The organism is Cedecea davisae (assembly GCF_044095835.1).
GTDB classification, from domain to species: Bacteria; Pseudomonadota; Gammaproteobacteria; order Enterobacterales; family Enterobacteriaceae; genus Cedecea; species Cedecea davisae.
Map to the genome: position 1 here is coordinate 183,663 of NZ_CP172054.1, position 23,064 is coordinate 206,726.

Consider the following 23,064-nt stretch of genomic DNA (forward strand, 5'->3'; position numbering starts at 1 on the left):
AATTATAATGAATATTTGTTGTTATTGCGTTTTTTTGATGATTATTACATCATGTTTAAATGGAAACTCATTATTTATCAGTGTGTTGACTTGTTTTTTTATTTTTTATTTTTCTGCGATATATTTTTAATGAGCGTTTTTTTATAGTTAGGAATTAATGGCCGGGCTAGATTTCGCCTTCCATTATAAACTCCCTGAAACGTCGCTCTCCGAACATCGTAGCCGGTCTGTAAGATATCATATTTCCCATACGGATGAAGTGCTTACTGCTATAAATAATGACCCATGGAGGGCCGTACTTTCATAAGGACTTAGTGAAGGTTAGCGCAGTGAACAAGCATACAGAAATCCCCATTCCGTTTTATCTTAAATCCTTTGCCTGGCTGCAGATCGGTGTACAGATTTTGTTTCCTCTCGCCTGTACGCTGGCACCCGCATCGGCCGGAGCTGCAGCTCAAAAATCAATTGTTTCTCAAGCGGCTACGGAATTATATATTCTGCAACCGGGTGAGAATGCGGCATCCGTTGCCAGAAAATATAATATGAGCCTGGCGTCATTACGTGTAATGAATCAGTCGCAGGTTTTTGCTAAAGGATTTAACAACGTTAAGTCCGGCGACACCCTCGTCGCTCCTCTTGCGCCGCTTCCGGCAGATAAGTGGCGTTCGGATGAGAGTGCCTCTGCGGAGAAAGAGGCTCAGGTACAAAAGTGGGCCTCTTTGGCGAGCCGTACCGGGGCTTTTTTATCGGCAAATCCTAACGGTGATGCCGCGAGTTCAATGGCGCGCGGTATGGCAACAGGCGAGGCCAGCAGCCATCTCCAGCAATGGCTTAGCCAATTTGGTACCGCTCGCGTACAGCTTAATGCCGACAAAAACTTCTCGCTCGAAAACTCCCAGCTCGACCTTTTGATTCCCTGGTATGAACAGGAAAACAAACTGCTTTTTGCTCAGGGTAGCCTGCATGAGACGGACGACAGGCTGCAATCGAATTTAGGGGCAGGCCTGCGCTGGTTTAACGATGGCTATATGCTGGGGGGTAACACCTTCCTCGACTATGACTGGTCGCGGGCGCATGCGCGCCTTGGCCTGGGGGGGGAGTACTGGCGAGATTTCTTAAAGCTCAGCGCCAACAGCTATCTGCGTTTAACCGGCTGGAAGAATTCAAAAGATATCGAAGATTACGAAGAACGCCCGGCAAACGGATGGGATCTTCGCGCAGAAGGCTGGTTGCCAGCTTTACCACACCTGGGCGGGAAATTGACGTATGAGCAATATTACGGCAAAGAAGTCGCGCTCTTTGGTAAAGATAATCGCCAGAGCGACCCCTATGCTCTCACGGCCGGGCTGAGCTACACGCCGGTTCCGCTCGTCACTTTCAATGTAGATCAGCGGCAGGGTAAAGCGGGTGAAAAGGCGACGCAGTTTGGCGTACAGCTAAATTATCAGTTCGGAATGCCGTGGCAGCAGCAAATCAGTCCGGATGCCGTTGGCAGCATGCGTAGCCTGGCGGGCAGCCGCTACGATCTGGTCGATCGCAATAACAATATCGTGCTGGAGTACCGCAAAAAAGAGGTTATCCGCTTACAAACTGCGGATCTTCTGGCGGGCTATGCGGGTGAGCAGAAGTCGCTAAATGTCTCGGTTAACGCGAAGAACGGGCTGGACAGGATCGAGTGGGCTGCGCCTTCGCTGCTCGCGGCCGGTGGGCAAATTCTCAGGGAAAGCGAAGCCAGCTACAGCGTTATCCTGCCGGGCTGGCAGCCGGGTGAGAGCGGCGTGAACACCTACACTGTCTCCGGGATAGCTTTTGATAAAAAAGGCAATGCTTCAGAGCGTGCCGAGACCCAGGTCACGGTGACCCAGGCGGCGATCAGCGTAAACAGCAGTTCGCTAACGCCAACGGATGCGACGCTGACCGCCAACGGAACGGCGCAGCAGGTGTTTGTCCTGAAGGTAAGCGATAAGGACGGAAGCCCCGTTGACATCGCTGCCGATGAAATAACGGTGAAAACTCAGGCACAACAGACCCGGAGTCCTCAGAAGGCCGGGATTAAGCCGCAGGATAGCGTTGGCCACTCACTGACGGCCTTCACCCGCCGCGCAGCAGGAGAATATGTTGCTACGCTCACCGCCGGGACTATGGCGGAAACGTTCACCATGACCCCCGTGGTGCGCAACATGAGCCTGGCTGCGTCTAGTGTGGCGATTAGCGCGGATAGCACAACTGCCCATGTCGGGGAACTATCCGTCGTGCATGACAACGCTAAAGCTGACGGTAAAGACCAGAATCAGCTCAGCGTTGTGGTCATTGATGGAGAAGGCAATAAAGTCCCGTCTCAAATCGTTAATTTAGCGGCCAGCGATGGGGCGATTATTGCTAAAAGCGTAACTACCGACAGCAAAGGCGAGGCTGCGGTATCGCTGACCCATGTCCGCTCCGGTGAAGTGACGGTAACGGCAGGGTTCGAGGGCAGTGAAAGTAAAACGGCAAAGGTTGTGTTTGTTGCTGATGAGGGAAGCGCGCAGATCGCCAGCGGCAATCTGGCGGTAACGCCGGAGATTTCATCTGCCAACGGCAAAGCGGAAAAAACGGTAAGCGTGTTGGTGACCGATGCAAAAAACAACCCGGTGCCCAATGTTACCGTCGCGCTGAGCGCCAGCAATAACGCAAAGCTGAAAGACGCTTCGCTGAAAACAAATGCGCAGGGAGAGGCCACAACAAGCTTAACCAGCCTGACTGCCGGTGTTTCTCAGGTGACGGTGAAGGTGAACAAACACAGCGTTACGAAAGACACGATGTTTACCGGTAATAGCGACAAGGCCTCGGTGGTTCAGGTGACTCCGGCCAACCCTCCATATACGGCGGATGGAGCATCGGCCGTGACCTTTAGCGCATTGATTAATGACGATAACGGTAATCCACTGCCGAATATCGCGGTGGACTGGAAGTCCGACAGGGACAGCAAAGAAGTTAAATTTAGCGCCCTGCAAACCGTAACTGATGATAAAGGAATAGCCAAAACCGACGTTACCAGCACGCGTGCCTACCCGGTTTCCATCACGGCCTTCACCAATGCCTCATCAAAAACGGCGGACCCCATTACCTTCGTTGCCGACAGCACTAAGGGCCTGATTACCCGCCTGGTAAGCGATAAGCCTGCGATTGTTGCGGATGGTAAAGATAGCGCCACTATTACGGCCAAAATTGCCGATTCGCTGGGGAATCCGCTGCCAAATATCCCGGTCGCGTTGTCGGCTAATGGCGGTGCCACGCTAACGCCGCTTGCGCCGCAGACCGATCAAAACGGGCTCATCAAAGCCACGCTGGTCACAAAAAAATCGGGCAGTATTTTGGTTACGGCCGGTCTGGCAAATGGGCAAAAAGAGACGCTGTCCGTTGAAGCCTCGGCCGATACCAGCAGTTGGAAGATTATCAGCGTGAAGCCAAATACCACTAGCTTTGTGGCCGGTGACGCCAAAGGCGTGACCTACAGCGCGACGGTGACGGACGGATTTGGCAACAAACTTTCTGACGTGGTGGTTTCCTGGCAGTTGAAAGGGGTATCAGAGAGTTTTGAACCTACTTCACGGACTAACTCGCAAGGGGTTGCGGCCACCACGGTGAAAAGTAATACCGCCGGTACGTTGATGATGGAAGCCTGGCTTGATATGGGAAATAACCTTCAGGCGGGGCCTGTGGAAGTCAAAGCTGCGGCCATAGATTTAGCACATTCTTCATTTACCGCAGATAAAACAACGATTGGCGCGGATGGTAAAGAGAAGTCGAGCCTGACGGTGGAGCTGAAAGACAGCTACGACAACGCTATTGTGGGCAAAACGGTAACGCTGGGCGGCGGCTCTGCGCTCTCTGGATTTAACCTGTCTAAAGTGGTCGATAATAAAGATGGGACCTATACCTCGGAGGCAACTTCAACCGCGAAAGGTAAAGTGACGCTGAGCGCCAGCTCGGAGGGCAAAAAAATTGGGTCGCCAATCGACGTAGTCGTCGGCGCTGTAACCCTTGATCTGCGCTTCGACAATGCCCAACAGCAGGCGGTCTATACCCGAAACTTCACCCAGTCGCAGGCCGTACGCGGTATGCCCGGCGGTTTAACGCAGCAGTGGTCAAGTTCGGCCCCCGAAGTAGCCTCCGTCGACGGCCAGACAGGGAAGGTTACGCTGCTGAAATCCGGCGAAGCGAATATTATCGTGACCACTCCCGGCAACGCGCAATATAACCCGGCGATGGCGAGCTATAGTCTGGCCGTAGAGAAAGCGCATCCGCAGCTCAGCGCGAAAAATGGCAGTCTGATAACCGCTGAATGGGCCGACGGAGGGAGCTATAAGGTTTTAGCCCAGTTCGGTAATAGCGATGCCGCCACTGCCCTCACTCCACGCTACGTCAGTAAGAACACCGGCGTGGTAACCGTTGACGGTAGCGGGGTATTAAAGGCGGTAAAACCGGGTGAAACGACAATTACGTTCGACGTGTTGGAAACAGAGCAATTCTACGGTGAGTCGGTGGATGTAAGTTATGTGCTTAAAAAGGCATCTATCAATATTGGGTTTAGTAAATCGGAGGTGAAAACGACGGATGAACAGTCATTTGCGCTTCAGCAGCCCGGCAGAACCATACCTTCCGATGCAAGAACTATCTGGGAGTCCAGCGATAGCAATGTGGTGCGCCTGTCTGAGTCCGGCTCGGTACAGGGGAATGTGGGTAAAGGTAAGTCCCGGCTGACGCTCAATATCGTCGCTAACGATTATTATAACGCCAGCACCGGCTACTATGACGTGCTCATTTACAGTAAGCCTACCATTAGTATGGGCAGCATAAGCTATACCAGTAAGGGGTCATCAAGCAGTTCAGGTGACTGGAAGCCACTGTATACGAACGATAAATTTACCGTGACGTGGAGTGCTGACGCCTCCAATGAATTTACTGCACCAGGCCGAGTTGAGATCATCCTGAAAAACAGCTCGGGTGCATCATTGACGAACCAGATAGCAATTTCTCCGTCAGGAAGTATGACAACTGAATTTACGCCGCGACAAGATTTCTGGGGGCAGACTGTCAAAGTTGAACTCGTAGCCAAAGGATATGGCAACTTAGAAACTAGCGTTGTCGCCGGCAGGTCCGTGTTTGTAGCTACCCCAACGCTGGCCGATATTAAGCCGCTGATCTCAGGTAACAGCTACGTCTATACCACGGACCAGAAAGGTAACTTAACCGATTACTGTAAAAGTACGGCGAGTAATGCGGCAACCGACTGGCGCGGAAGAGGGCGTATCGATTTTAAGCCAGGCGGTAAAAAAATAATTTCGCCTCTTACGGCAACGTTAAAAGGCTACATTTGGGGGTATAGCAGTCAGACCTTTGCTTTATTGAGTGGTGTGACTACGGACAGCAGTAACACTCTCGATCCCTTGAGCTATGATGCATTACAGGAGGACTGCTGGGCAGACCACTCGAGGACGTTCGCCACTGAGCTATTAATCAGTTTTAACGGGGAGTCTGAGACGTTAACCGTCTACAGTGCCTCTCTAAATGGTGGTTCCCATCAGGCTGCTAACAAAGGTGACGACTGGTTTTTGTAAGGTAAAAGCAGAGATAGTTTAGCTAACCTATGGCTTCTGGCGGTGCAAACCGTCAGAAGCTTTTTTATTCCTGCTGGTTAATACGGTGTCTAATAACGCGCCTCTCTACTAACGTACATTTAAATTCCGCACAATGAACTTTGGCTGCCAATAGCCCTCTACAATGAACGCTGAATCTGACTAACAAAGGATTGCTACCATGTTCTTGTCCGAACCGCTGCCCAGGGCGACTCGCTGGGGCATTTTGCTGGCCGGTTTTATTCTCGGCATCGTGCTGTTTCTTACCGATCTGGATCGTACGAGTGGCGCATGGCTGCCGGGGGAAAACCTGGTTCTCTATATCCGTACGCTGTCGGTCGTGCTGGCTACGACGGTGGCGCTGCTTGTGGTGAGATTCAATTCGCTTCGCTTCTGGGGACTGGCGCTGCTCCCTCTGCCTTTTGTGGGGCTGATGAGCGGCTGGGTCAACTGGAACGCCCACGGCCTGGAGCGCTGGGTTCGTCATGATGTTCTTCTTGGCTACCAGTGCGCGCTGGTGGCGATGGTCTTGCTGGCGCTGCCCTGGCTGCAGGGGCGCCTGCGCCCGGGTAACGGCTGGGGAAGCTGGCGTGAGTTTTACAGTCAGCTATGGCGTAACGGGATAACGCTGCTGTTGACCGGGCTGCTGGTGCTCTTTTTCTGGGGCGTGCTGGCGCTATGGGCCGTGCTTTTCAAGCTGGTGGATATCACCTTTTTCGATCGTCTATTTTTCAGCACGCCGGCTTTTGCCTGGATAGCTACCTGTGCGGCGGCGGCGCTCGCGGTTACGCTCTGCCGCGACCAGAAGCGGGCAATTAGCGCTGTCAGGCACTTCTTCAGCGTGTTTGCCACCGGCCTACTGCCGCTGCTGTCGCTGATTGCGTTGATGTTTCTGGCAACGCTGCCGGTGGTCGGCCTGGGGTCCATTTCACAGCACGTTTCCTGCAACGCGCTGCTGAACACCCTGACGCTGATGGTGATGGTTACCGCCGCAGTGGTCTGGCACCCGGAAAGAGAGGCTCGGCCTTACCCGACCTGGCTGGATGGCCTGATTAAGCTCTCGCTGCTGCTTTCTCCGGTTTATGCCCTGCTGGCAAGTTATGCGCTTTGGCAGCGCGTTTCGGCATACGGTTGGACACCTGCCCGGGTATATGCAGCGCTGATAACCTTAGCTGTCTTGGTGTGGGCCTTCGGCTATGCGGTGACTCTTATTCGCCAGCGCCGTGAAGCTATTTTGCAGCCAGGTTATATTAACCGTGCGGTTTTATTGCTGGCTCTTGCCCTGCTGGTTGCCGTTAACTCCCCGTTGCTCGACCCTTATCGCATTAGCGTGAACAATCAAATGGCTCGCTACCACAGCGGCGTGCTGAAGCCGGAGAAACTGAGCTTGTCGATGCTGCAATCCTCCGGGCGACGCGGTTACGATGCAATGCGTGAGCTGCAACAAGACCCGCTATTCAGCGCCAGCCCGGAACGTAAAAGGCAGCTCGCCAGGATATTGAGCGACAGTAAGGCGAACGGCTTTGCCGCCGTGAAGCTTACGGTTGAATCGCTGCGCCAGCGCATTGTACTGGCGGATAAGAACCGCGTACCGGAAAACGCCTGGTGGCAGGCAATGGTAAAAGACGAAAGCTACCAGGCAAGAGAGTGTCTGGACGACGATGACAAATGCCTGCTGGTGGGGATGGATCTTAACGGCGACGGCAAGGACGAATGGCTGCTTTGCCAGCCGGAAATGAGCTACTGCAAAGTGTATGGAAAAATAGACGGCGGCTGGAAGGACATTGGCCAGGCCCGTGACCTGGATAAAAACCAGATGATGGCGGCCCTGAAACAGGCGGCAACGGAAGGTAAGTTAACGGCGGCCCCGAAGGCATGGCAGGACGTGATGGTGGATGGTCAGCGGGTCAAGGTTGATTACTACCGCTAAGGAAAAAACGCCTCCGCTGGCGGAGGCGTTTAACAGATTTAGTGGATCTGAGGGTCAGCCGGAGAGGCATTTTTGCGGATAGCCGCAATATCCATAGCATCAAACACGTAGTGGCTACCGCAGTAATCACAGTTCATGTCTATTTCATTATCTTCCGCGAGAATGCTGTCGATCTCTTCGTCCGGGAGAGTGCGCAGCGCATCCGCACAGCGCTCGCGGGAGCAGGTGCACTTAAACTCTACCGCCTGCGGATCGTACAGGGTGACTTCTTCCTCGTGATACAGGCGCCACAGCACATCATTAGCCGGAAGCGTCAGCAGCTCTTCAGCCTTGATAGTTTCGGTCAGCATTGCCAGGTGGTTAAAGTCGTCGGTCTGGGCATTTTGCGCAGGAAGGACCTGTAACAACATGCCGCCAGCGGCCGCTTTCCCTTCAAATTCGCCGGTGCGAATGAACAGGCGGGTTGGCAACTGCTCTGAACGCATGAAGTAATCTTCAAGGCAGGCCGCCAGCGTGTCGCCTTCCAGGCCTACAACGCCCTGGTAGCGTTCACCTTCGCTCGGGGTGATGGTGATAACCAGATAGCCGTTGCCTACCAGGTCTTTCAGCTCGGCTTCAGCCGGGATTTCACCCTGAACGCGAGCTACGCCGCGCATCTGCTGTTTGTTATTGCCGTTGATCACCGCCAGGGTCATCGGGCCATCGCCCTGCAGCTGAACGGTAATGTCGCCGTCAAACTTCAGGGTGGCCGTCAGCAGGCTGGTCGCAACCAGCAGCTCGCCGAGGATTTTTTTGACCGGCTGCGGATAATCATGGTTTTCCATGATCTGCTGCCAGGTTTCAGAAACCGTCACCAGCTCGCCGCGTACGGCGTAGTTTTCAAACAGATAGCGGTGTAGTTGGTCGTGTTGAGTCATCGTCATCTCTCTTGCTGGTGGGCGGGCTACTCCTCGCCACCGTGTTTAAATTTCATCAAATCCCGGCGCTCTTTTTTATCCGGGCGGCGGTCGGGATGCGGCATGGTCAGCGCATTCATCTTGCGCGCCAGCGCCACTTTTTCCCGTTTGGCGATGCTTTCCGTCGTCTCTTCATAAAGCTGGGTGGCTTCCGTCGCCGGCCTACGCTGTTCGGTAATCGCGAGGATGTTAACGGTGCGCTCGTCGTTACCCTGGCGCAGCGTGAGAACCGCATTCAGCTCCACCAGCTTGCTGGGTTTGCTACGCTGCCCGTTATAATGCACTTTGCCGCCTTCAATCATCTCCCGCGCCACGGCTCGGGTTTTATAGAAACGGGCGGCCCACAGCCATTTATCCAGGCGCACACCTTCGGCCGTTTTGTCTTTCATCACGCCTCCTTGACGGAAAGCGATGGGATCAGAGTTCGGTAATCGCTAAGGCCGGGATGGCGGGTGAAGGTTTTTTCCGCTTCACCGGAATCCGGGTTCAGCACGCCAAAGCAGTAACGAATACCAAAATTTGCCGCGGCATCAAGAATCGCTTCGCTATCGTCGATAAACACCGTTCTGGCCGGATCGAATCCGGTATGCCCGGCCACCGCCTGCCATAAACGTCTATCTTCTTTCGGATAACCAAATGTGTGGGTCGAAAGCAATAAATCAAGGTGCTGGTCTAAACCGGTATGTTCAAGTTTCACCGCCAGGTTGTGCGGATGGGCGTTGGTCAGCAGAATACGGCGTTTTCCGCTGGCTTTTAACGCCTCCAGAAACGGCACCGTATCATCGCGCAGCGCGGCATTTGGCCCCTGTTCCGTTGTCATCTCGCGGATATCCAGCCCGAGCTTTTCGCTCCAGTAATCGAGACAGTACCAGTTTAGCGTATGCTGTACGGCGTGGTACTCATGCGATATGAGCTGATGGGCTTCCTGTAGCGGAATGCCTCGCTTAAGACTGATGGTTTCCGGCACCAGCTTTTTCCAGAAATGGTTATCGAAGGCCAGGTCCAGCAGGGTCCCGTCCATATCCAGCAGCAGGGTGTCAACGTCCTGCCAGGCTATTGTACCAGGCATAGGTTTCAGTCTCGGTAGAGGAAAATTTGCGTACCAGGGTAGCACAACCCGGTACGCAAAGTTTACCCGTAACGGCTACCGCAGAAGGGATGGCGGAGTCAGCGTCGGGTTGATGCAGTTGTCGTAGTAGCGATGAATTTCGGCAAGTCTTGTGCTGGCGCGGCGATAGCGGGTAATAGCCAGCACGGTATTGATGACGAAGCATGCCAGCATCGCTATCAGCATCAGAGAAATGCTGATGTAGCTCCAAAGGCTATGCGTGTCGGAGATACGGTGCAGGGTAACGTGCTGAGTGCCGTTGGCATCGGTATAGACCCCGGTGATTATCCCCTCGGCGTGGAAAGGCGTTTGCAGCAGCATATCCGCCAGGCGAAGGAACTCTGTCCACTGCTCCTGGGCCGGGAAGTCATACAGTGAAACCGGCGGCAGCGGCTGATCGACAAGGTCGCCACCTTCATCATTAATTATCACGTAGCCGCCCGGCGCCGGGCTGTTCAGCGACTGTGCGGCGCGCGCGGTTTCACGAATAAAGAATGGCGCGGTGGACGTCGTGACCAGATTATCCAGCGATTCGGCGCTAACCGGCCGCAGCAGAACGTTCACGCCGGTCAGCTTGCCCGAATCTGCCCGTTTTATCAGCGAGTCCCAGTCTTTGGTGTTGCCCAAATTCACCAGCGCATTTTTCAGGCGTACACATTCATCTTCTGCGGTACACAGCGCCTGTGTCTTTTTCACAATACCGGCGAAATCGTCCAGCAGCACCATGCCCGACTTCTGGATAGCATCCGCCAGCTGCGGGTTAACCTTGCTGTCGGCTTCGTCGCCCTGAGGGTGGATTTGCCCGCTAACCGCCTTCGTCAACGCAACCGCCTTGTCCATGACCTCGGACTCCGGCAGCGGAAGAGGGCGTGCGGTATTCCAGATAATTTGCGAGCAGTCGAACGGGGTGAACGGGAAGCTCTGACGCGAACTGTACCCGCCCGGAGTATGGATGTTGCACATGCCGGTGCCGTTCACTCTCAGCGTGTCGCCAACCTGTAGCTTGTATTGTTCCAGCTCTTTAACGCTGGTTGCCTCGATAGACTGCGCGCCTTTTAACCAGGAAACGCTGAGCTTGATGGGCATCTCCAGCGGCACCCAAAGCGTCATCATCAGCAGAACCAGCAGCGCACCGGAGGCGATCAGCAGGTTGCGCACCCAGTGCTGAAGCGGGAAATTGCGCACCTCGTCATGCAGCGAGAGGAAGCGCCCCTGGCGCACAACGTGGCGGTCGAGGTAGATATCAATATCGGTTTTCTGCCCGAGATCCTGGGTAACAAAAGGCTGCCAGTGCGGCGGATAGATAAGGTCGATAATGCCGAGGGATATATTGTTGACCTGCTCCTGATTGGACTCGCCAAACAGCCCCCAGCGTTTGGGCGTACCGCGCAGGCAGTGGATCTCGCGCAGCGCATTTTTGGCCGGTGGCGCAAACAGCCCCCACAAACCAGCGGCTACCAGCAGCGCTGAACCACCGAGCAGCCACGGCAGAAATACCGGCGGCGTAACCAGGCTCAGGAACAGCATAATGAATGCGACGCAGATAAGTGCGGCCTCGCGGATCCCGTCCGGGCGGCTCAGGGAATACTCTTCCTCGGTTTCCTGACGAATATTCAGCAGCTCAATTTGCTCGCTTTCTTCACCGCGAATCGAGGCCTGCGTGCCGGAATAGCCTTCGATAGCGTATTGCTGGCTGTCCAGAGCGTCATTTTGCAACGTATTGCCGTTGAGAGAGATAACCAGCGGAATAGTGCTGGTGCGGATAAGCTCCACGTCGTTATCGTTGGTAATGTACTGTTCCCAGAACGGCGGCAAATGGACTTCAACCGAGTCCAGATAGTAGCGCCATTTATTGGCGTCGTCGGCAGACAGACCGTAGCGGGTAATCGAGCGGGTAAGTGAGATAACCGTGTTGCTTTGCGCGGTCAGCGTCAGTTTTGGCGGCGGATTGCTTGCACCTGAGGGGCCAATCAGCTCCTGGGTGCGTGAATAGCGCTCAAGATAATTTTCGACGGCAATACGCTCTTCCGGAGTCAGTTTGCGGGTTGTGGCTCCGGGGAACGAATGTTCACGCGGAACCCGGGCGCGCAGCCTCAGGCTCCGCCAGATTAGCCATCCGGCAATCAGGGCGCAGGCCAGCATAGCAGCTAACAGAAATAATAAGGTGCTCATGCTTTCCCCATCAAACAATCGTCTTTTTCATCAAGCGCGGCAAAAGATCGGCCCTTCAAAAGGTTAAGAGATCAGAAATCATTATCGGCAGGTGAGAGTGCTAACTTAAGCTGTTTTTATAATAAACAACCTGCAGTAACACAATGTTAGCAAAGCGACTTCGTCTGAAATACAAGTAAATTCCTATTCCATACTACCTGTCTTGACAGGGGCGCGCATTACGTGTTTTGGAAAAACATCAAGTTGCAAAAATGTAAATAATAGCCAATGCTCGTTGCGCAATATGTGCGGCATGCCGCACAATAACTTACCTCTTTCACTGTTGATCCCAGCCACATGAGCAAATCTCTTAAAAAACCAACGATTTTACATGTAGAAACCGTGGCGCGTTCGCGACTTTTTAACGTCGAAACGGTGGATCTGGAGTTTAGCAATGGCGTGCGCCGCGTTTACGAGCGGATGCGACCTTCCTCGCGTGAGGCGGTGATGATCGTGCCTATTGTTGATGACCACCTGATCCTTATTCGTGAATACGCCGTAGGCACCGAATCCTATGAATTGGGTTTCCCTAAGGGCCTGATTGACCCGGGTGAAACGGTGTTTGAAGCCGCTAACCGCGAGCTGAAAGAGGAAGTTGGCTTTGGTGCAAACCAGCTGACATTCCTGAAAAAATTGACCATGGCGCCGTCCTATTTCTCAAGCAAAATGAACATCGTTATCGCTGAGGATCTCTACCCGGAGTCGCTGGAAGGGGACGAGCCGGAAGAGCTGGTGCAGGAGCGCTGGCCGCTGGCAAAAATGTTGGATTTGCTGAATGAAGAAGACTTCAGCGAGGCGCGCAACGTCAGCGCTCTGTTCCTGGTACGCGAGTGGTTAAAACAACAGGGCAGGCTCTAGTTAACAAAGAGAGAATGAGAAAGGGCTGCGAGAAGCGGCCCTTTTGTTTGGTTTAGAACAGCTCGTGTTCTTCTCCATTGTCGATAATCGTAGTGCCTACTTCATGCACGGCCTGCTGAGTAGGCTGGGTGCCCTCGATAAAGTATTCCTCACGGCTGTTACCGCCGTTGGCTAACTGACCGGAGCTGCGATCGATATTCACGGTGACAATTCCCGGCGGTGGCGTTAGCGGCTCTTCCGGTACGCCGGAAAGGGCGACCTTCATAAAATCGTCCCAGGCTGGTTGAGCGCTCTTCGCGCCGCCTTCGTAACCTGAAATCTGATCTTTGATTGCGCCTGAAGCCGTGGTGCGGCCAAGATCGCGGCGGTGATCGTCAAAGCCAATCCATACCGAAGTCACCACACCCGGTCCGTAGCCGGAGAACCAGGCATCTTTCGAACTGTTGGTGGTCCCGGTTTTACCGCCGATGTCCCGGCGTTTCAGATCACGCCCCGCTCGCCAGCCAGTACCTTGCCAACCCGGTTCGCCATAAATATTACTGTTGAGCGCGCTTTTGATCAGGAACGACAGCGGGGTGTTTATCACGTGCGGGGCATACTCTTCGCCCTGAACTTTTTCCACCAGCGCTTTGTTCGCCTGCTCCAGCTGAGGCATAGGCACGTTGCTGTTTTGCGGCGTCTGCGAAACGGCTACGTCTTCCACATCCTGATTTTCCAGCACCGTTGATTTCGGCGTGTCGCCGTAGATAACCGGCAGGTCGCAGCTGGCACAGGCAACTTTTGGTTTTGCCTCGAACACGGTATTGCCGGTGTCATCGACGATTTTGGTGATGTAGTACGGATCAACCAGGAAGCCGCCGTTGGCCATTACCGAATAGCCACGAGCAACCTGCATTGGCGTAAATGAAGCTGAACCCAGCGCCAGTGATTCGGTGTGAACGATATTTGCCGCCGGGAAGCCAAAGCGCTGTAGATATTCTGCCGCGTAATCTACGCCCATCGCACGCATCGCGCGCACCATCACGACGTTTTTAGACTGGCCGAGGCCCTGGCGCAGTCGAATTGGCCCTGCATATTGCGCCGGGGAGTTTTTCGGCCGCCAGTCGGAGCCTGCACCCGCATCCCAGCGCGAAATCGGCACGTCGTTAAGAATGCTGGCAAGCGTCAGGCCTTTATCCATCGCCGCGGTGTAGAGGAACGGCTTGATGTTAGAACCTACCTGGCGCAGCGCCTGGGTAGCGCGGTTAAATTTACTCTGATTGAAGTCAAAACCGCCGACCAGCGCCAGTACGGCACCGTCGCGTGGGTTAAGCGAAACCAGCGCGGAGTTAACATCCGGCACCTGACCAAGCCACCATGCGGTATCAACTTTACGAACCCAAATCTGTTGGCCGGCCTGAACCACGTCGGTCACTTTACGCGGGGTAGGGCCCTGAGCGGTGTCGGAGCGATAAGGGCGAGCCCAGCGCATGCCTTCCATACCCAGCGAGACGGAGCTGCCGTCCGCCAGTAAAGCCGTGGCTTCTTCTGCCGTTGCGCGGGTAACAACTGCCGGGAACAGCGGACCATAAACCGGCAGGTTTTTCAGAGAGTCGATGATTTTCTTCTCGTCCCACGCGCTTTCACCCACTTTCCACAGCACGTTTGACGGGCCGCGATAGCCGTGGCGCATGTCGTAAGCCATGACGTTATTGCGAACCGCTTCCTGCGCGCCCTGCTGAATTTTACGGCTGACGGTGGTGTAAACCTTATAGCCATCTTCATAGGCTTTATCGCCGTAGCGGGCCACCAGGTCCTGGCGCACCAGCTCGGACAGATAAGGCGCGGAGAAAGCAATTTCCGGCGTGTGGTAGCTGGCGTCGATAGCCTGGCTACGCGCTTCGTCATACTGCGCCTGGGTGATATAGCCTTCGCTCAGCATGCGCGAGAGCACTACGTTGCGCCGCGCGACGGCACGATCCATGGAGTAAAGCGGGTTGAATGTCGAAGGCGCCTTAGGCAGCCCGGCAATCACCGCAATCTCGCTCAGGGTCAGTTGATCGACAGTCTTGCCGAAGTAGACCTGAGCGGCGGCGCCTACGCCGTAAGCGCGGTAGCCGAGATAGATTTTATTCAGATACAGCTCAAGGATTTCATCCTTACTCAGCATCTGCTCAATACGCACGGCGAGAAACGCCTCCTTGACCTTACGCATCAGAGTGCGTTCAGGGCTGAGGAAGAAGTTACGCGCCAGCTGCTGGGTGATGGTACTCGCCCCCTGAGAAGCATGGCCGGAGAAGAGCGCTACGCTGGCGGCGCGGAAAATCCCCACCGGGTCAACGCCGTGGTGTTCATAGAAACGGCTGTCCTCGGTGGCGATGAACGCTTTTACCATAATCGGTGGGATTTGGTTCAGGGTCAGCGGAATACGACGTTTCTCGCCGTATTGGGCGATAAGCTCTCCGTCAGCGCTGTAAACCTGCATTGGAATTTGCAGCCGCACGTCTCTTAACGTCGCGACGTCGGGAAGCTGCGGCTCAATGTATTTGTATAGGCCGAATATCGAGCCAGCTCCCAGCAGAACGCAACAGACTGCAAGGATTAATAAGTACTTTACGAACTTCACCTTAAATTTCCCATTAGGTTTCAATTGGGCAGTTTCTAATCAACCGCGCGGTAGTATAAAGGCAAGCCAGGAGCTTTGATATACCCGTTGCCGTTTCGGGATCAGAGCCTTTCATCACTAGCTTGATAAGGAGATCGAAACCATGATGTTTCCTGGTTGGCGGATTGGCCTGGACATCCAGGCGGAGGGCGTACGCGCCGCGGCGGTGCAATGGCACCGGCAAGGATGGCAATTGCGGCATTGGTGGTTTTTACCCTTCCCGGAACAGGGACTTGCGGACGGCATGTTACCCGAACCCGGCACGCTGTGCGAGGCGCTTAGCGCATGGCGCAAAGAGATCCCGATACGCCATCACTTGCGGGTAGGCTTTCCCGTTCAGCGGACTTTGCAGCGGCAGGTTCCCGCGCCGGACAGCCGCCTGCAGGAGTCGGCACAAGAGAAGTATATCGCCGGTGCTACCGCTCGCCAGCTGCAAATGCCCGCCTCACAGCTTTGCTATGACTACCCGGATTACGGCGAGCCGCTGAACGTAACGGCTGCCCGCCAGCAGGATCTGAAAAATCTGCTGGCGAGCCTGGCAAACGCCAAATTATTTCCCGCATGCATTACGCCCGGAGACAAGGCGCTTAGCGCTTTGCCAGCGGCATGTTATCCGGCGGATTGCCGCTTTTTAGCTCATGAAGAAGAACGATACTGGCTGTGGGCATCGGTTCTGGAACCGGGGCGCTCCGGCTGGCTTGATAAGCGGCAGGTGGCTGATTTTGCGGCGCTCTGCCTGCAACTGGGCGTAAGCGCAGGGGAGGTAGCGATTAGCCGTGCGAACGGTACCGGTGCTATGCCCGCCGATGCAAAAATCCTGAATGCCTGGCAGCCGATTATACGCCATCAGCCGCCGCTGCCGGTTCACGGCGGGCTATATACCATCGTGCTGGGTCTGGCGCTGGGGCTCAGTCGCTAATGGCGGCGCTTATCAACCTGCTGCCGTGGCGCAGCCAAAGGCGGCAGCGGAGATTGAGACTGTGGGGCGGAACCACGCTGCTCGGCATGCTATTGGTCCTTACCCTGGCGGCCTGGCATACGCAACTGCTGAAGCTGGAGGTTAGCCTGCTGCGTGTTCAGGCCAGCAGTATGGCTTTACAGCAGCAGACGTTGCAGGTGCTGCTGCAAAGCCGCCAGCGTGCGCTTAAAGAGTCTCAACAGTCGCGGGAGCGGCTGCGGGTCGCAGAGGCTGTAAGGGCAAATATTTCCCGCTGGGAAAAGGTGCTTAACGCGCTGGCGGCCGGGCTGCCGGAAAACAGCTGGCTTAGCAGCCTGAGCTGGCGCAACAGCAAGGTCTCCGTACAGGGCGTAGCGGGGGATGCCGGCGAGCTGAGCCGGTTCGAGGCGAGTCTTAGCGCTTTGCCGGGGAATTTTACGATTAAACCCGGGGAGTTACGCGACGAGGAAAATAAGGGCGTTTCCTTTAATTTCATCTTAGAGCCGGAAGGAGAAGCGAGTGAACCGCTACCTTAAACGGCTTCCCGGCAGGTATTTCGGCCTGCGTATCTCCGCCCTGCTGGTTTGCCTGCTCACCGTGGCTTTTATCTGCCAATGGCTGCTGGTTCAGCCCCAGCGGCACTTGAGGCTTGAACTGATATCGCAATGCCAGCAGGCCGCGCAGCAGACTGCGGCGCTGCAAAAAAGCATTGCAACATTACCAGGCATTGACCCCCTGCCTGCCGCTGCTCCGGCAAAGCCGTTTTCAGCAATGGAGGCGGTCAGGCAGTCGGGAGGGAGATTGGTGAAATGGCAACCGGGCATAAAACACTCTTTGCTGGAGATTTTGCTGCCGTGGCGAAAAGTCCCGGCACTCTTTCAGCAACTGGCGGGCTACCAGCGGCTAAGGCTGCCTGCTTTCGAATTAGGCGCAGCCGGAGAGCGGGTCAGAGTCGTGCTGGCGCTGGAGTTCATCGATGAAAGCAGCTAGCGGGCTTTTGGTTCTGCTCCTGTGCTCGGTTTCATATGCGCAGCCACGAAATCCATTTATCGCACTTTCATCCCCCTGTGAGGCGCTGTTGAAGCGCCTTGACCGCTGGCAATTACGCGGCGTGTTTTATCAGCCGGGAAACAGTATGGCGCTGCTTGGCCTGCCAGCGCAGCAATGGCGCAGAGTGCGCACGGGGCAGGAGCTTGAGCCGGGCGTTCGGGTTTTGGCGATTGCCGGGAAGCGGGTAACCGCATCCCTGAGCGGACCGTGCGAAGCAAGTTACTACCACTGGAGTTTACCGGGAGGAATCAATGATAAGGATCGTCGCAGTATTCGCGCTGGCGCTATTGCCGCTGGCGGGCTGGGCAAATAAAACCGTGACGCTCATGATTGATGAAGCTCCGGTTGTTCAGGTGTTGCAGATGCTGGCAGAGCAGCAGAAGCTGAACGTCGTGGTAGCCCCTGGCGTGCAGGGCAAGCTCTCTCTGCACCTGGTTGAGGTTCCGTGGGAGCAGGCGTTTCAACTGATGCTCAAGCTGGCAGATCTTAGCGCTTCAAAAGTGGGAAATGTGTTACAGATCCAGCCAAAGCAGGACCCGGCTATGCTGCGGGCCCAGCAGGAGGCGACACGCAAACAGAGAGCACTTGAGCAGCCGTTAGTGCAACAAGTTTATATGCCACGCTATGCGGACGTTGTGGAACTGGCGGCAGGGCTCAAAGGCAGCGGCGAAAAATTGCTTGGGCCGCGCGGCAACGTAACCGTTGATAAGCGCACCAATCGGCTGGTTGTGAGGGACAACAAGCAGGCGCAAAAGCAAATTGCCGCCTGGGTAGCCGACATGGACGTGCCGATGGGGCAGGTGGAGCTGTCGGCGCATATTGTCACCATCAATCGGGAGAAGCTGCGAGAGCTTGGCGTGAAGTGGAGCGCAGCCGAGGCAGAAAGCGCGCCCGGTCTGTATCAGCCGACAACCGTCTCCAGCAACCTGGCGTTTGCGGCGGCAACCACTACGCTTGGTTTTAACATCGGGCGGCTGAATGGCCGCATGCTGGAGCTGGAGCTTAGCGCACTTGAACAGCAGCATCAGTTGGAGATTATTGCCAGCCCGCGTCTGCTGGTTGCGCACCAGCAGTCGGCCAGTATTAAGCAGGGTACCGAAATTCCCTACCAGGTCTCAAACGGTAAAAATGAAGCCACTTCAGTGGAATTTAAAGAAGCGGTGCTGGGGATGGAGGTGACGCCGACCATTAGCCAGCACGGCAGTATTCGCCTGAAATTACGCATTAGCCAAAATATGCCAGGCCGCAGCATCCAGCATGTGGATGGCGAAGTGCTGACTATCGATAAACAGGAAATTGAAACACAGGTGGAGGTGCAGGATGGCGAGACCCTGGCGCTGGGCGGGATCTTCCAGCAGCAGAGCAATAACACCCGTGATAGCGTGCCGCTGTTGGGCAATATTCCCCTTATTGGCCAATTGTTCCAGCATGAGGGTAAAAAACGCCAACGTCGGGAATTAGTGGTGTTTATCACCCCAAGACTGATTGCCGCGCCCTAGCGCGTTTCTTCTCCAGTCCGGGTATTTTTCTGCTAAACGGACGCCAGGTGTTTGACGGCAGAGAGGAATTAGCTTACAAGGTGTACCGTTTCGGGAGGCAGGGTAAAGAGAACCTGCGGCCGGGAAGCCGAAGCACGCTTTTCGCCCCGAGCCGGGCGGTGGTGATTTATTCGGTTGCCAAACCCCCTTGAGTGTTGAGATAATTTTTAGTCTGATTCTCGCACTCACGCTTATGAGGTTTCAGTTCATGTCCCGCCACAGCAGGTTGTTATCGGGCGGGTTTATCATCAACGAATTGTCTTAGTAGTACCGAAAAAATGGCAGAGAAACGCAATATCTTTCTGGTTGGGCCTATGGGTGCCGGCAAAAGCACTATTGGGCGTCAGTTAGCTCAGCAACTCAATATGGAATTTTTCGATTCTGATCAAGAGATTGAGAAACGTACCGGAGCTGATGTGGGCTGGGTATTCGACGTTGAAGGCGAAGAAGGCTTCCGCGATCGCGAAGAAAAAATCATCAACGAACTCACTGAAAAACAGGGCATTGTGCTGGCTACCGGTGGCGGCTCTGTGAAGTCTCGCGAAACCCGTAACCGCCTTTCCGCCCGTGGCGTAGTGGTTTACCTTGAGACCACTATTGAGAAACAGCTTGCTCGTACTCAGCGCGATAAAAAGCGTCCGCTGCTGCAGGTTGAGACTCCACCTCGTGAAGTTCTGGAAGCGCTGGCGCACGAACGCAATCCTCTGTACGAAGAGATTGCCGATGTGACGATTCGCACTGACGACCAAAGCGCCAAAGTGGTTGCCAACCAGATTATTCATATGCTGGAAAGCAACTGATTCTGGCTTAATCAAGTAACGCCTGCGGGCAAAGCAACATAAGGTGGGCTCCGCGTAATGGAGAGGCTGACAGTCACTCTCGGGGAACGTAGTTACCCTATTACCATTGCCGCCGGGTTATTTAATGACCCGGCTTCCTTTTGGCCGCTAAAAGCTGGCGACCAGACTATGCTGGTCACTAACGAAACTCTGGCACCGCTGTATCTGGACAGGGTTCGTGGTCTTCTGGAACAGGCAGGCGTTAAAGTCGATACCGTCATTCTTCCGGATGGCGAGCAGTTTAAAAGCCTCTCGGTGCTCGATACCGTGTTTACGGCGCTGCTGGAAAAACCTCACGGTCGTGATACCACACTGATTGCCTTAGGCGGCGGCGTGGTGGGCGATCTGACCGGTTTTGCTGCGGCGAGCTATCAGCGCGGGGTGCGCTTTATTCAGGTTCCAACCACGCTGCTGTCGCAGGTGGACTCTTCCGTAGGCGGCAAAACGGCCGTCAACCATCCCCTGGGTAAAAATATGATTGGCGCCTTCTACCAGCCGGCTTCGGTTGTGGTTGATTTGGACTGCCTTTCTACACTGCCTAAGCGGGAACTGGCTTCTGGCCTGGCCGAAGTCATTAAATACGGCATCATTCTCGACGGCGAGTTCTTTGACTGGCTGGAAGAGAATATCGACGCGCTGCTGAAGCTTGACGGCAAGGCGATGGCTTACTGTATTCGCCGTTGTTGTGAGCTGAAAGCCGAAGTTGTCGCTGCCGACGAGCGCGAAAGCGGCTTACGTGCTTTACTGAATTTGGGTCATACTTTTGGCCATGCCATTGAAGCCGAAATGGGCTATGGCAACTGGCTGCACGGTGAGGCCGTTGCAGCCGGAATGGTGATGGCGGTGCGTACCGCTCAGCGCCTTGGTCAGTTCAGTGAGGCTGAAGTTCAGCGAGTTATCGCGCTGCTGCTGCGTGCCGGGTTGCCGGTTAACGGGCCGCAGGAAATGTCGCCTGACGCGTATATGCCCCACATGATGCGTGACAAAAAAGTATTAGCCGGTGAGCTGCGTTTAATCCTGCCGCTGGCGATAGGGAAGAGTGAAGTGCGCGGTGGAGTACCGCACGACGTTGTTCTGTCAGCCATTGCTGATTGCCAGCAGGCTTAACAATTAGAATCTTATAGTTTTTAACTTCGGGCGCTATGCGGACATGGGCATGCGTCTTTGAGTGGGGTGTTAAATGGATGAGTTCAAACCAGAAGACGAGCTGAAACCCGATCCGAGCGATCGTCGTCCTGGGCGTTCCCGCAAACCTGACGAGTTTGATAAAGAGCCGCAGATCAACGTTGATGACGTCGATCTTGACGCTGACGAACGTCGTCCTTCTCGTTCACGCCGCGAGCGTGAAGAAGAAGTTGAAGACGAGTACGAAGGTGATGACGGCATGGCCGCAGAACCTCGTCCTGCTCGTGGACGCAAAAAGGCAGCAAAACAGAAGGTGCCCGTTTCACGTCAGCATATGATGATGGGGATTGGTATTCTGGTTCTGCTACTGCTGATTATTGGCATCGGTTCTGCCCTTAAAGCACCTTCATCCAGCCCTGATAGCGCCGAGCAGAAGCCGGGCGCTGAAAAGAGCATCGATCTCTCCGGCTCCAGTTCTGCGGCTCCGGCGGACCAGGCTAACGGCGCGCAGCCTCAGCCGGGCACTGCTCCAGCCTCTGGTCAGCAGAACCCGCAGGATGTTTCCCTGCCGCCGATTTCTTCTACCCCGACCCAGGCCCAAAACCAGCCGCAGCCGGAAGGCCAGCAGCGCGTTGAAGTCCCGGGGAATCTGAATAATGCGCTGACTCAGCCTCAGCAGCAGGGTCAGATTGATAACGTGGTCAGCAACTCCACGCTGCCAACCGAGCCTGCGACCGTAGCGCCGATTGCCGGTGTCAAAACCGAGCCGCGTAAGCTGGCCGGGACTCAGGAGCCGACCCGTAACGTTGAGTCGCGTCCTGAACGTAAGAAAACGGTCATTGAGCCGGTGCGCAAAGCTGAGCCTAAGCAGCAGGTTAAAGCCGAAAGCAAGCCTGTAGCAACCGCTAAGCATAGCGAACCTGCTCCGGCGGTATCTGCTCCGGTGAAAGCCCCATCCACCAGCGCAGCGGCTCCGACTCAGGCACCGAAAGCCACGGCTTCTGTAGCGCCAAAAGCTGAAGCCAAGGCCGAGCCTAAATCTGCTGCAGCGGCACCAGCGGGTGCCAGCGTGACCGGCGATGCCAGCGCGATTAAAGGCGCTCCGGGTAGCCATTACACTCTGCAACTTAGCTCCTCTTCCAACTCGGCTAACCTGAATGCCTGGGCGAAGAAAGAGAACCTGCAGCACTATGTGGTTTATCAGACTCAGCGTAACGGCCAGCCGTGGTATGTCCTGGTAAGTGGTGTTTATGCAACCAAGGATGACGCTAAACGCGCGGTTTCTACGCTACCGGCAGACGTGCAGGCGAAAAACCCGTGGGCAAAACCTATTCATCAGGTGCAGTCTGACCTCAAGTGAAAATAAGCGCAGTCGCTGTCGGAGCCTTTCCACAGCTGGATAAGGTGTAAATAGTAAGACAGCATGAAAAAAAATCGCGCTTTTCTGAAATGGGCAGGGGGGAAATTCCCCCTGCTGGACGATATAAAAAAGCATCTGCCGGAAGGCGACTGTCTGATCGAGCCCTTTGTTGGTGCGGGCTCGGTATTCCTCAATACCGACTATCAGCGCTATCTCCTCGCGGATATCAATAGCGACCTGATTAACCTCTACAACATCGTAAAAAACCGCGCGGACGAATACGTGCGGGAGTCTCGCCTGCTATTCACCAAAGCGATGAATGAAGAGGCCACCTACTACGGTTTTCGCACCGAATTTAATCAATGCCGGGATGAATTCCGCCGTGCAGTGCTGTTTTTGTATCTCAACCGCCATTGTTACAACGGTCTGTGCCGTTATAATCTGCGCGGTGAATTTAACGTTCCGTTTGGCCGCTACAGCAAGCCTTACTTCCCTGAGGAGGAGCTGTACCACTTTGCCGAACGGGCCAAAAATGCCACTTTTCTCTGCCAGTCTTATGACGTCAGTATGATAAACGTTGCCGCAGGTTCGGTAGTGTATTGCGACCCGCCTTATGCGCCGCTTTCCGCTACCGCCAACTTTACCGCTTATCACACCGACAGCTTCAGCATGGTGCAGCAGAAACATCTGGCGGACCTGGCTGAAAAACTGCGCGAGCAGAGCATCCCGGTGGTGATTTCCAATCACGACACCGAACTCACTCGCGAGTGGTATAAGAATGCTACCGATTTCCGCAAGCTGCAGGTAAGACGCAGCATCAGCCGAAACGGTGGAGCCCGTAACAAGGTGGACGAACTTCTGGCGCTTTATAAAGTAAAGCTTGCCTGAGC

The 23,064-nt window shown here is 54.9% G+C and carries 17 protein-coding genes; 12 read left to right on the top strand and 5 right to left on the bottom strand.

Features of this window, described 5'->3' with window-relative positions; translation table 11 throughout:
* Nucleotides 1-542: 542 nt before the first annotated feature.
* Nucleotides 543-5,600, top strand: a complete 5,058-nt coding sequence (locus ACG1VR_RS01240; RefSeq protein WP_395490000.1) for an inverse autotransporter beta domain-containing protein — start codon at nucleotides 543-545, stop codon at nucleotides 5,598-5,600.
* 199 nt (nucleotides 5,601-5,799) lie between these two features.
* Nucleotides 5,800-7,548 carry a DUF4153 domain-containing protein gene (locus ACG1VR_RS01245; protein WP_395490001.1) on the top strand — a complete coding sequence of 583 codons (1,749 nt, stop codon included), beginning with the start codon at nucleotides 5,800-5,802 and terminating at the stop codon, nucleotides 7,546-7,548.
* A 38-nt stretch (nucleotides 7,549-7,586) separates the two neighbouring features.
* On the opposite strand, the gene hslO is transcribed toward ACG1VR_RS01245, so the two are convergent.
* The 4 genes from hslO to ACG1VR_RS01265 all read right to left on the bottom strand — a co-directional run bounded on the left by hslO (nucleotide 7,587) and on the right by ACG1VR_RS01265 (nucleotide 11,784).
* Complete coding sequence (gene hslO, locus ACG1VR_RS01250; RefSeq protein WP_083478404.1) at nucleotides 7,587-8,465, bottom strand: Hsp33 family molecular chaperone HslO; 879 nt, start codon at nucleotides 8,463-8,465, stop codon at nucleotides 7,587-7,589.
* A 26-nt stretch (nucleotides 8,466-8,491) separates the two neighbouring features.
* Complete coding sequence (gene hslR / locus ACG1VR_RS01255) at nucleotides 8,492-8,893, bottom strand: ribosome-associated heat shock protein Hsp15 (RefSeq protein ID WP_395490003.1); 402 nt, start codon at nucleotides 8,891-8,893, stop codon at nucleotides 8,492-8,494.
* The gene (yrfG, locus tag ACG1VR_RS01260) at nucleotides 8,893-9,573 is read right to left on the bottom strand and encodes a GMP/IMP nucleotidase (protein WP_016538526.1); all 681 of its coding nucleotides are present in this window, start codon (nucleotides 9,571-9,573) and stop codon (nucleotides 8,893-8,895) included. Before yrfG ends, hslR begins: the two co-directional genes overlap by 1 nt.
* A gap of 75 nt (nucleotides 9,574-9,648) precedes the next feature.
* On the bottom strand, nucleotides 9,649-11,784 hold the full coding sequence (locus ACG1VR_RS01265; RefSeq protein ID WP_016538525.1) for an intracellular growth attenuator family protein: 2,136 nt from the start codon (nucleotides 11,782-11,784) through the stop codon (nucleotides 9,649-9,651).
* A 336-nt stretch (nucleotides 11,785-12,120) separates the two neighbouring features.
* Between ACG1VR_RS01265 and nudE the strand changes: the two genes are divergently transcribed.
* Entirely contained in the window at nucleotides 12,121-12,681 is a 561-nt protein-coding gene (gene nudE / locus ACG1VR_RS01270) for an ADP compounds hydrolase NudE (protein WP_016538524.1), read from the top strand.
* A 52-nt stretch (nucleotides 12,682-12,733) separates the two neighbouring features.
* Here nudE and mrcA read toward each other — a convergent pair whose 3' ends face one another.
* The gene (mrcA, locus tag ACG1VR_RS01275; RefSeq protein ID WP_395490004.1) at nucleotides 12,734-15,286 is read right to left on the bottom strand and encodes a peptidoglycan glycosyltransferase/peptidoglycan DD-transpeptidase MrcA; all 2,553 of its coding nucleotides are present in this window, start codon (nucleotides 15,284-15,286) and stop codon (nucleotides 12,734-12,736) included.
* A gap of 142 nt (nucleotides 15,287-15,428) precedes the next feature.
* Between mrcA and ACG1VR_RS01280 the strand changes: the two genes are divergently transcribed.
* From ACG1VR_RS01280 to dam, 9 genes are all read left to right on the top strand, one after another.
* The gene (locus ACG1VR_RS01280; RefSeq protein WP_395490005.1) at nucleotides 15,429-16,244 is read left to right on the top strand and encodes a pilus assembly protein; all 816 of its coding nucleotides are present in this window, start codon (nucleotides 15,429-15,431) and stop codon (nucleotides 16,242-16,244) included.
* On the top strand, nucleotides 16,244-16,798 hold the full coding sequence (locus ACG1VR_RS01285; protein ID WP_395490006.1) for a PilN domain-containing protein: 555 nt from the start codon (nucleotides 16,244-16,246) through the stop codon (nucleotides 16,796-16,798). Before ACG1VR_RS01280 ends, ACG1VR_RS01285 begins: the two co-directional genes overlap by 1 nt.
* The gene (locus ACG1VR_RS01290; protein ID WP_395490007.1) at nucleotides 16,782-17,252 is read left to right on the top strand and encodes a hypothetical protein; all 471 of its coding nucleotides are present in this window, start codon (nucleotides 16,782-16,784) and stop codon (nucleotides 17,250-17,252) included. The genes ACG1VR_RS01285 and ACG1VR_RS01290 overlap by 17 nt, the downstream gene beginning before the upstream one ends.
* Nucleotides 17,239-17,625, top strand: a complete 387-nt coding sequence (locus tag ACG1VR_RS01295; RefSeq protein ID WP_395490008.1) for a HofP DNA utilization family protein — start codon at nucleotides 17,239-17,241, stop codon at nucleotides 17,623-17,625. The genes ACG1VR_RS01290 and ACG1VR_RS01295 overlap by 14 nt, the downstream gene beginning before the upstream one ends.
* A complete protein-coding gene (pilQ, locus tag ACG1VR_RS01300) occupies nucleotides 17,564-18,811 on the top strand; it encodes a type IV pilus secretin PilQ (RefSeq protein WP_395490009.1) in 1,248 nt (415 codons plus the stop codon). Before ACG1VR_RS01295 ends, pilQ begins: the two co-directional genes overlap by 62 nt.
* 317 nt (nucleotides 18,812-19,128) lie before the next feature.
* A complete protein-coding gene (gene aroK, locus ACG1VR_RS01305; protein WP_016538517.1) occupies nucleotides 19,129-19,650 on the top strand; it encodes a shikimate kinase AroK in 522 nt (173 codons plus the stop codon).
* Nucleotides 19,651-19,707: 57 nt separating this feature from the next.
* Nucleotides 19,708-20,796 (top strand): 3-dehydroquinate synthase, encoded by a 1,089-nt coding sequence (gene aroB / locus ACG1VR_RS01310; RefSeq protein WP_016538516.1) that lies wholly within the window; start codon nucleotides 19,708-19,710, stop codon nucleotides 20,794-20,796.
* 73 nt (nucleotides 20,797-20,869) lie between these two features.
* The gene (damX, locus tag ACG1VR_RS01315) at nucleotides 20,870-22,174 is read left to right on the top strand and encodes a cell division protein DamX (RefSeq protein ID WP_172568860.1); all 1,305 of its coding nucleotides are present in this window, start codon (nucleotides 20,870-20,872) and stop codon (nucleotides 22,172-22,174) included.
* 63 nt (nucleotides 22,175-22,237) lie between these two features.
* Nucleotides 22,238-23,062 (top strand): adenine-specific DNA-methyltransferase, encoded by an 825-nt coding sequence (gene dam, locus ACG1VR_RS01320; protein ID WP_016538514.1) that lies wholly within the window; start codon nucleotides 22,238-22,240, stop codon nucleotides 23,060-23,062.
* The last annotated feature ends 2 nt before the right edge of the window (nucleotides 23,063-23,064 follow it).

Excerpts from the sequence above, each read along its gene's own strand:
- ACG1VR_RS01240 (WP_395490000.1), top strand. The coding sequence starts at position 543 with ATGAGCCTGGCGTCATTACGTGTAATGAATCAGTCGCAGGTTTTTGCT.
- ACG1VR_RS01245 (WP_395490001.1), top strand. The coding sequence starts at position 5,800 with ATGTTCTTGTCCGAACCGCTGCCCAGGGCGACTCGCTGGGGCATTTTG.
- hslO (WP_083478404.1), bottom strand. The coding sequence starts at position 8,465 with ATGACTCAACACGACCAACTACACCGCTATCTGTTTGAAAACTACGCC.
- hslR (WP_395490003.1), bottom strand. The coding sequence starts at position 8,893 with ATGAAAGACAAAACGGCCGAAGGTGTGCGCCTGGATAAATGGCTGTGG.
- yrfG (WP_016538526.1), bottom strand. The coding sequence starts at position 9,573 with ATGCCTGGTACAATAGCCTGGCAGGACGTTGACACCCTGCTGCTGGAT.
- ACG1VR_RS01265 (WP_016538525.1), bottom strand. The coding sequence starts at position 11,784 with ATGAGCACCTTATTATTTCTGTTAGCTGCTATGCTGGCCTGCGCCCTG.
- nudE (WP_016538524.1), top strand. The coding sequence starts at position 12,121 with ATGAGCAAATCTCTTAAAAAACCAACGATTTTACATGTAGAAACCGTG.
- ACG1VR_RS01280 (WP_395490005.1), top strand. The coding sequence starts at position 15,429 with ATGATGTTTCCTGGTTGGCGGATTGGCCTGGACATCCAGGCGGAGGGC.
- ACG1VR_RS01285 (WP_395490006.1), top strand. The coding sequence starts at position 16,244 with ATGGCGGCGCTTATCAACCTGCTGCCGTGGCGCAGCCAAAGGCGGCAG.
- ACG1VR_RS01295 (WP_395490008.1), top strand. The coding sequence starts at position 17,239 with ATGAAAGCAGCTAGCGGGCTTTTGGTTCTGCTCCTGTGCTCGGTTTCA.
- pilQ (WP_395490009.1), top strand. The coding sequence starts at position 17,564 with ATGATAAGGATCGTCGCAGTATTCGCGCTGGCGCTATTGCCGCTGGCG.
- aroK (WP_016538517.1), top strand. The coding sequence starts at position 19,129 with ATGGCAGAGAAACGCAATATCTTTCTGGTTGGGCCTATGGGTGCCGGC.
- aroB (WP_016538516.1), top strand. The coding sequence starts at position 19,708 with ATGGAGAGGCTGACAGTCACTCTCGGGGAACGTAGTTACCCTATTACC.
- damX (WP_172568860.1), top strand. The coding sequence starts at position 20,870 with ATGGATGAGTTCAAACCAGAAGACGAGCTGAAACCCGATCCGAGCGAT.
- dam (WP_016538514.1), top strand. The coding sequence starts at position 22,238 with ATGAAAAAAAATCGCGCTTTTCTGAAATGGGCAGGGGGGAAATTCCCC.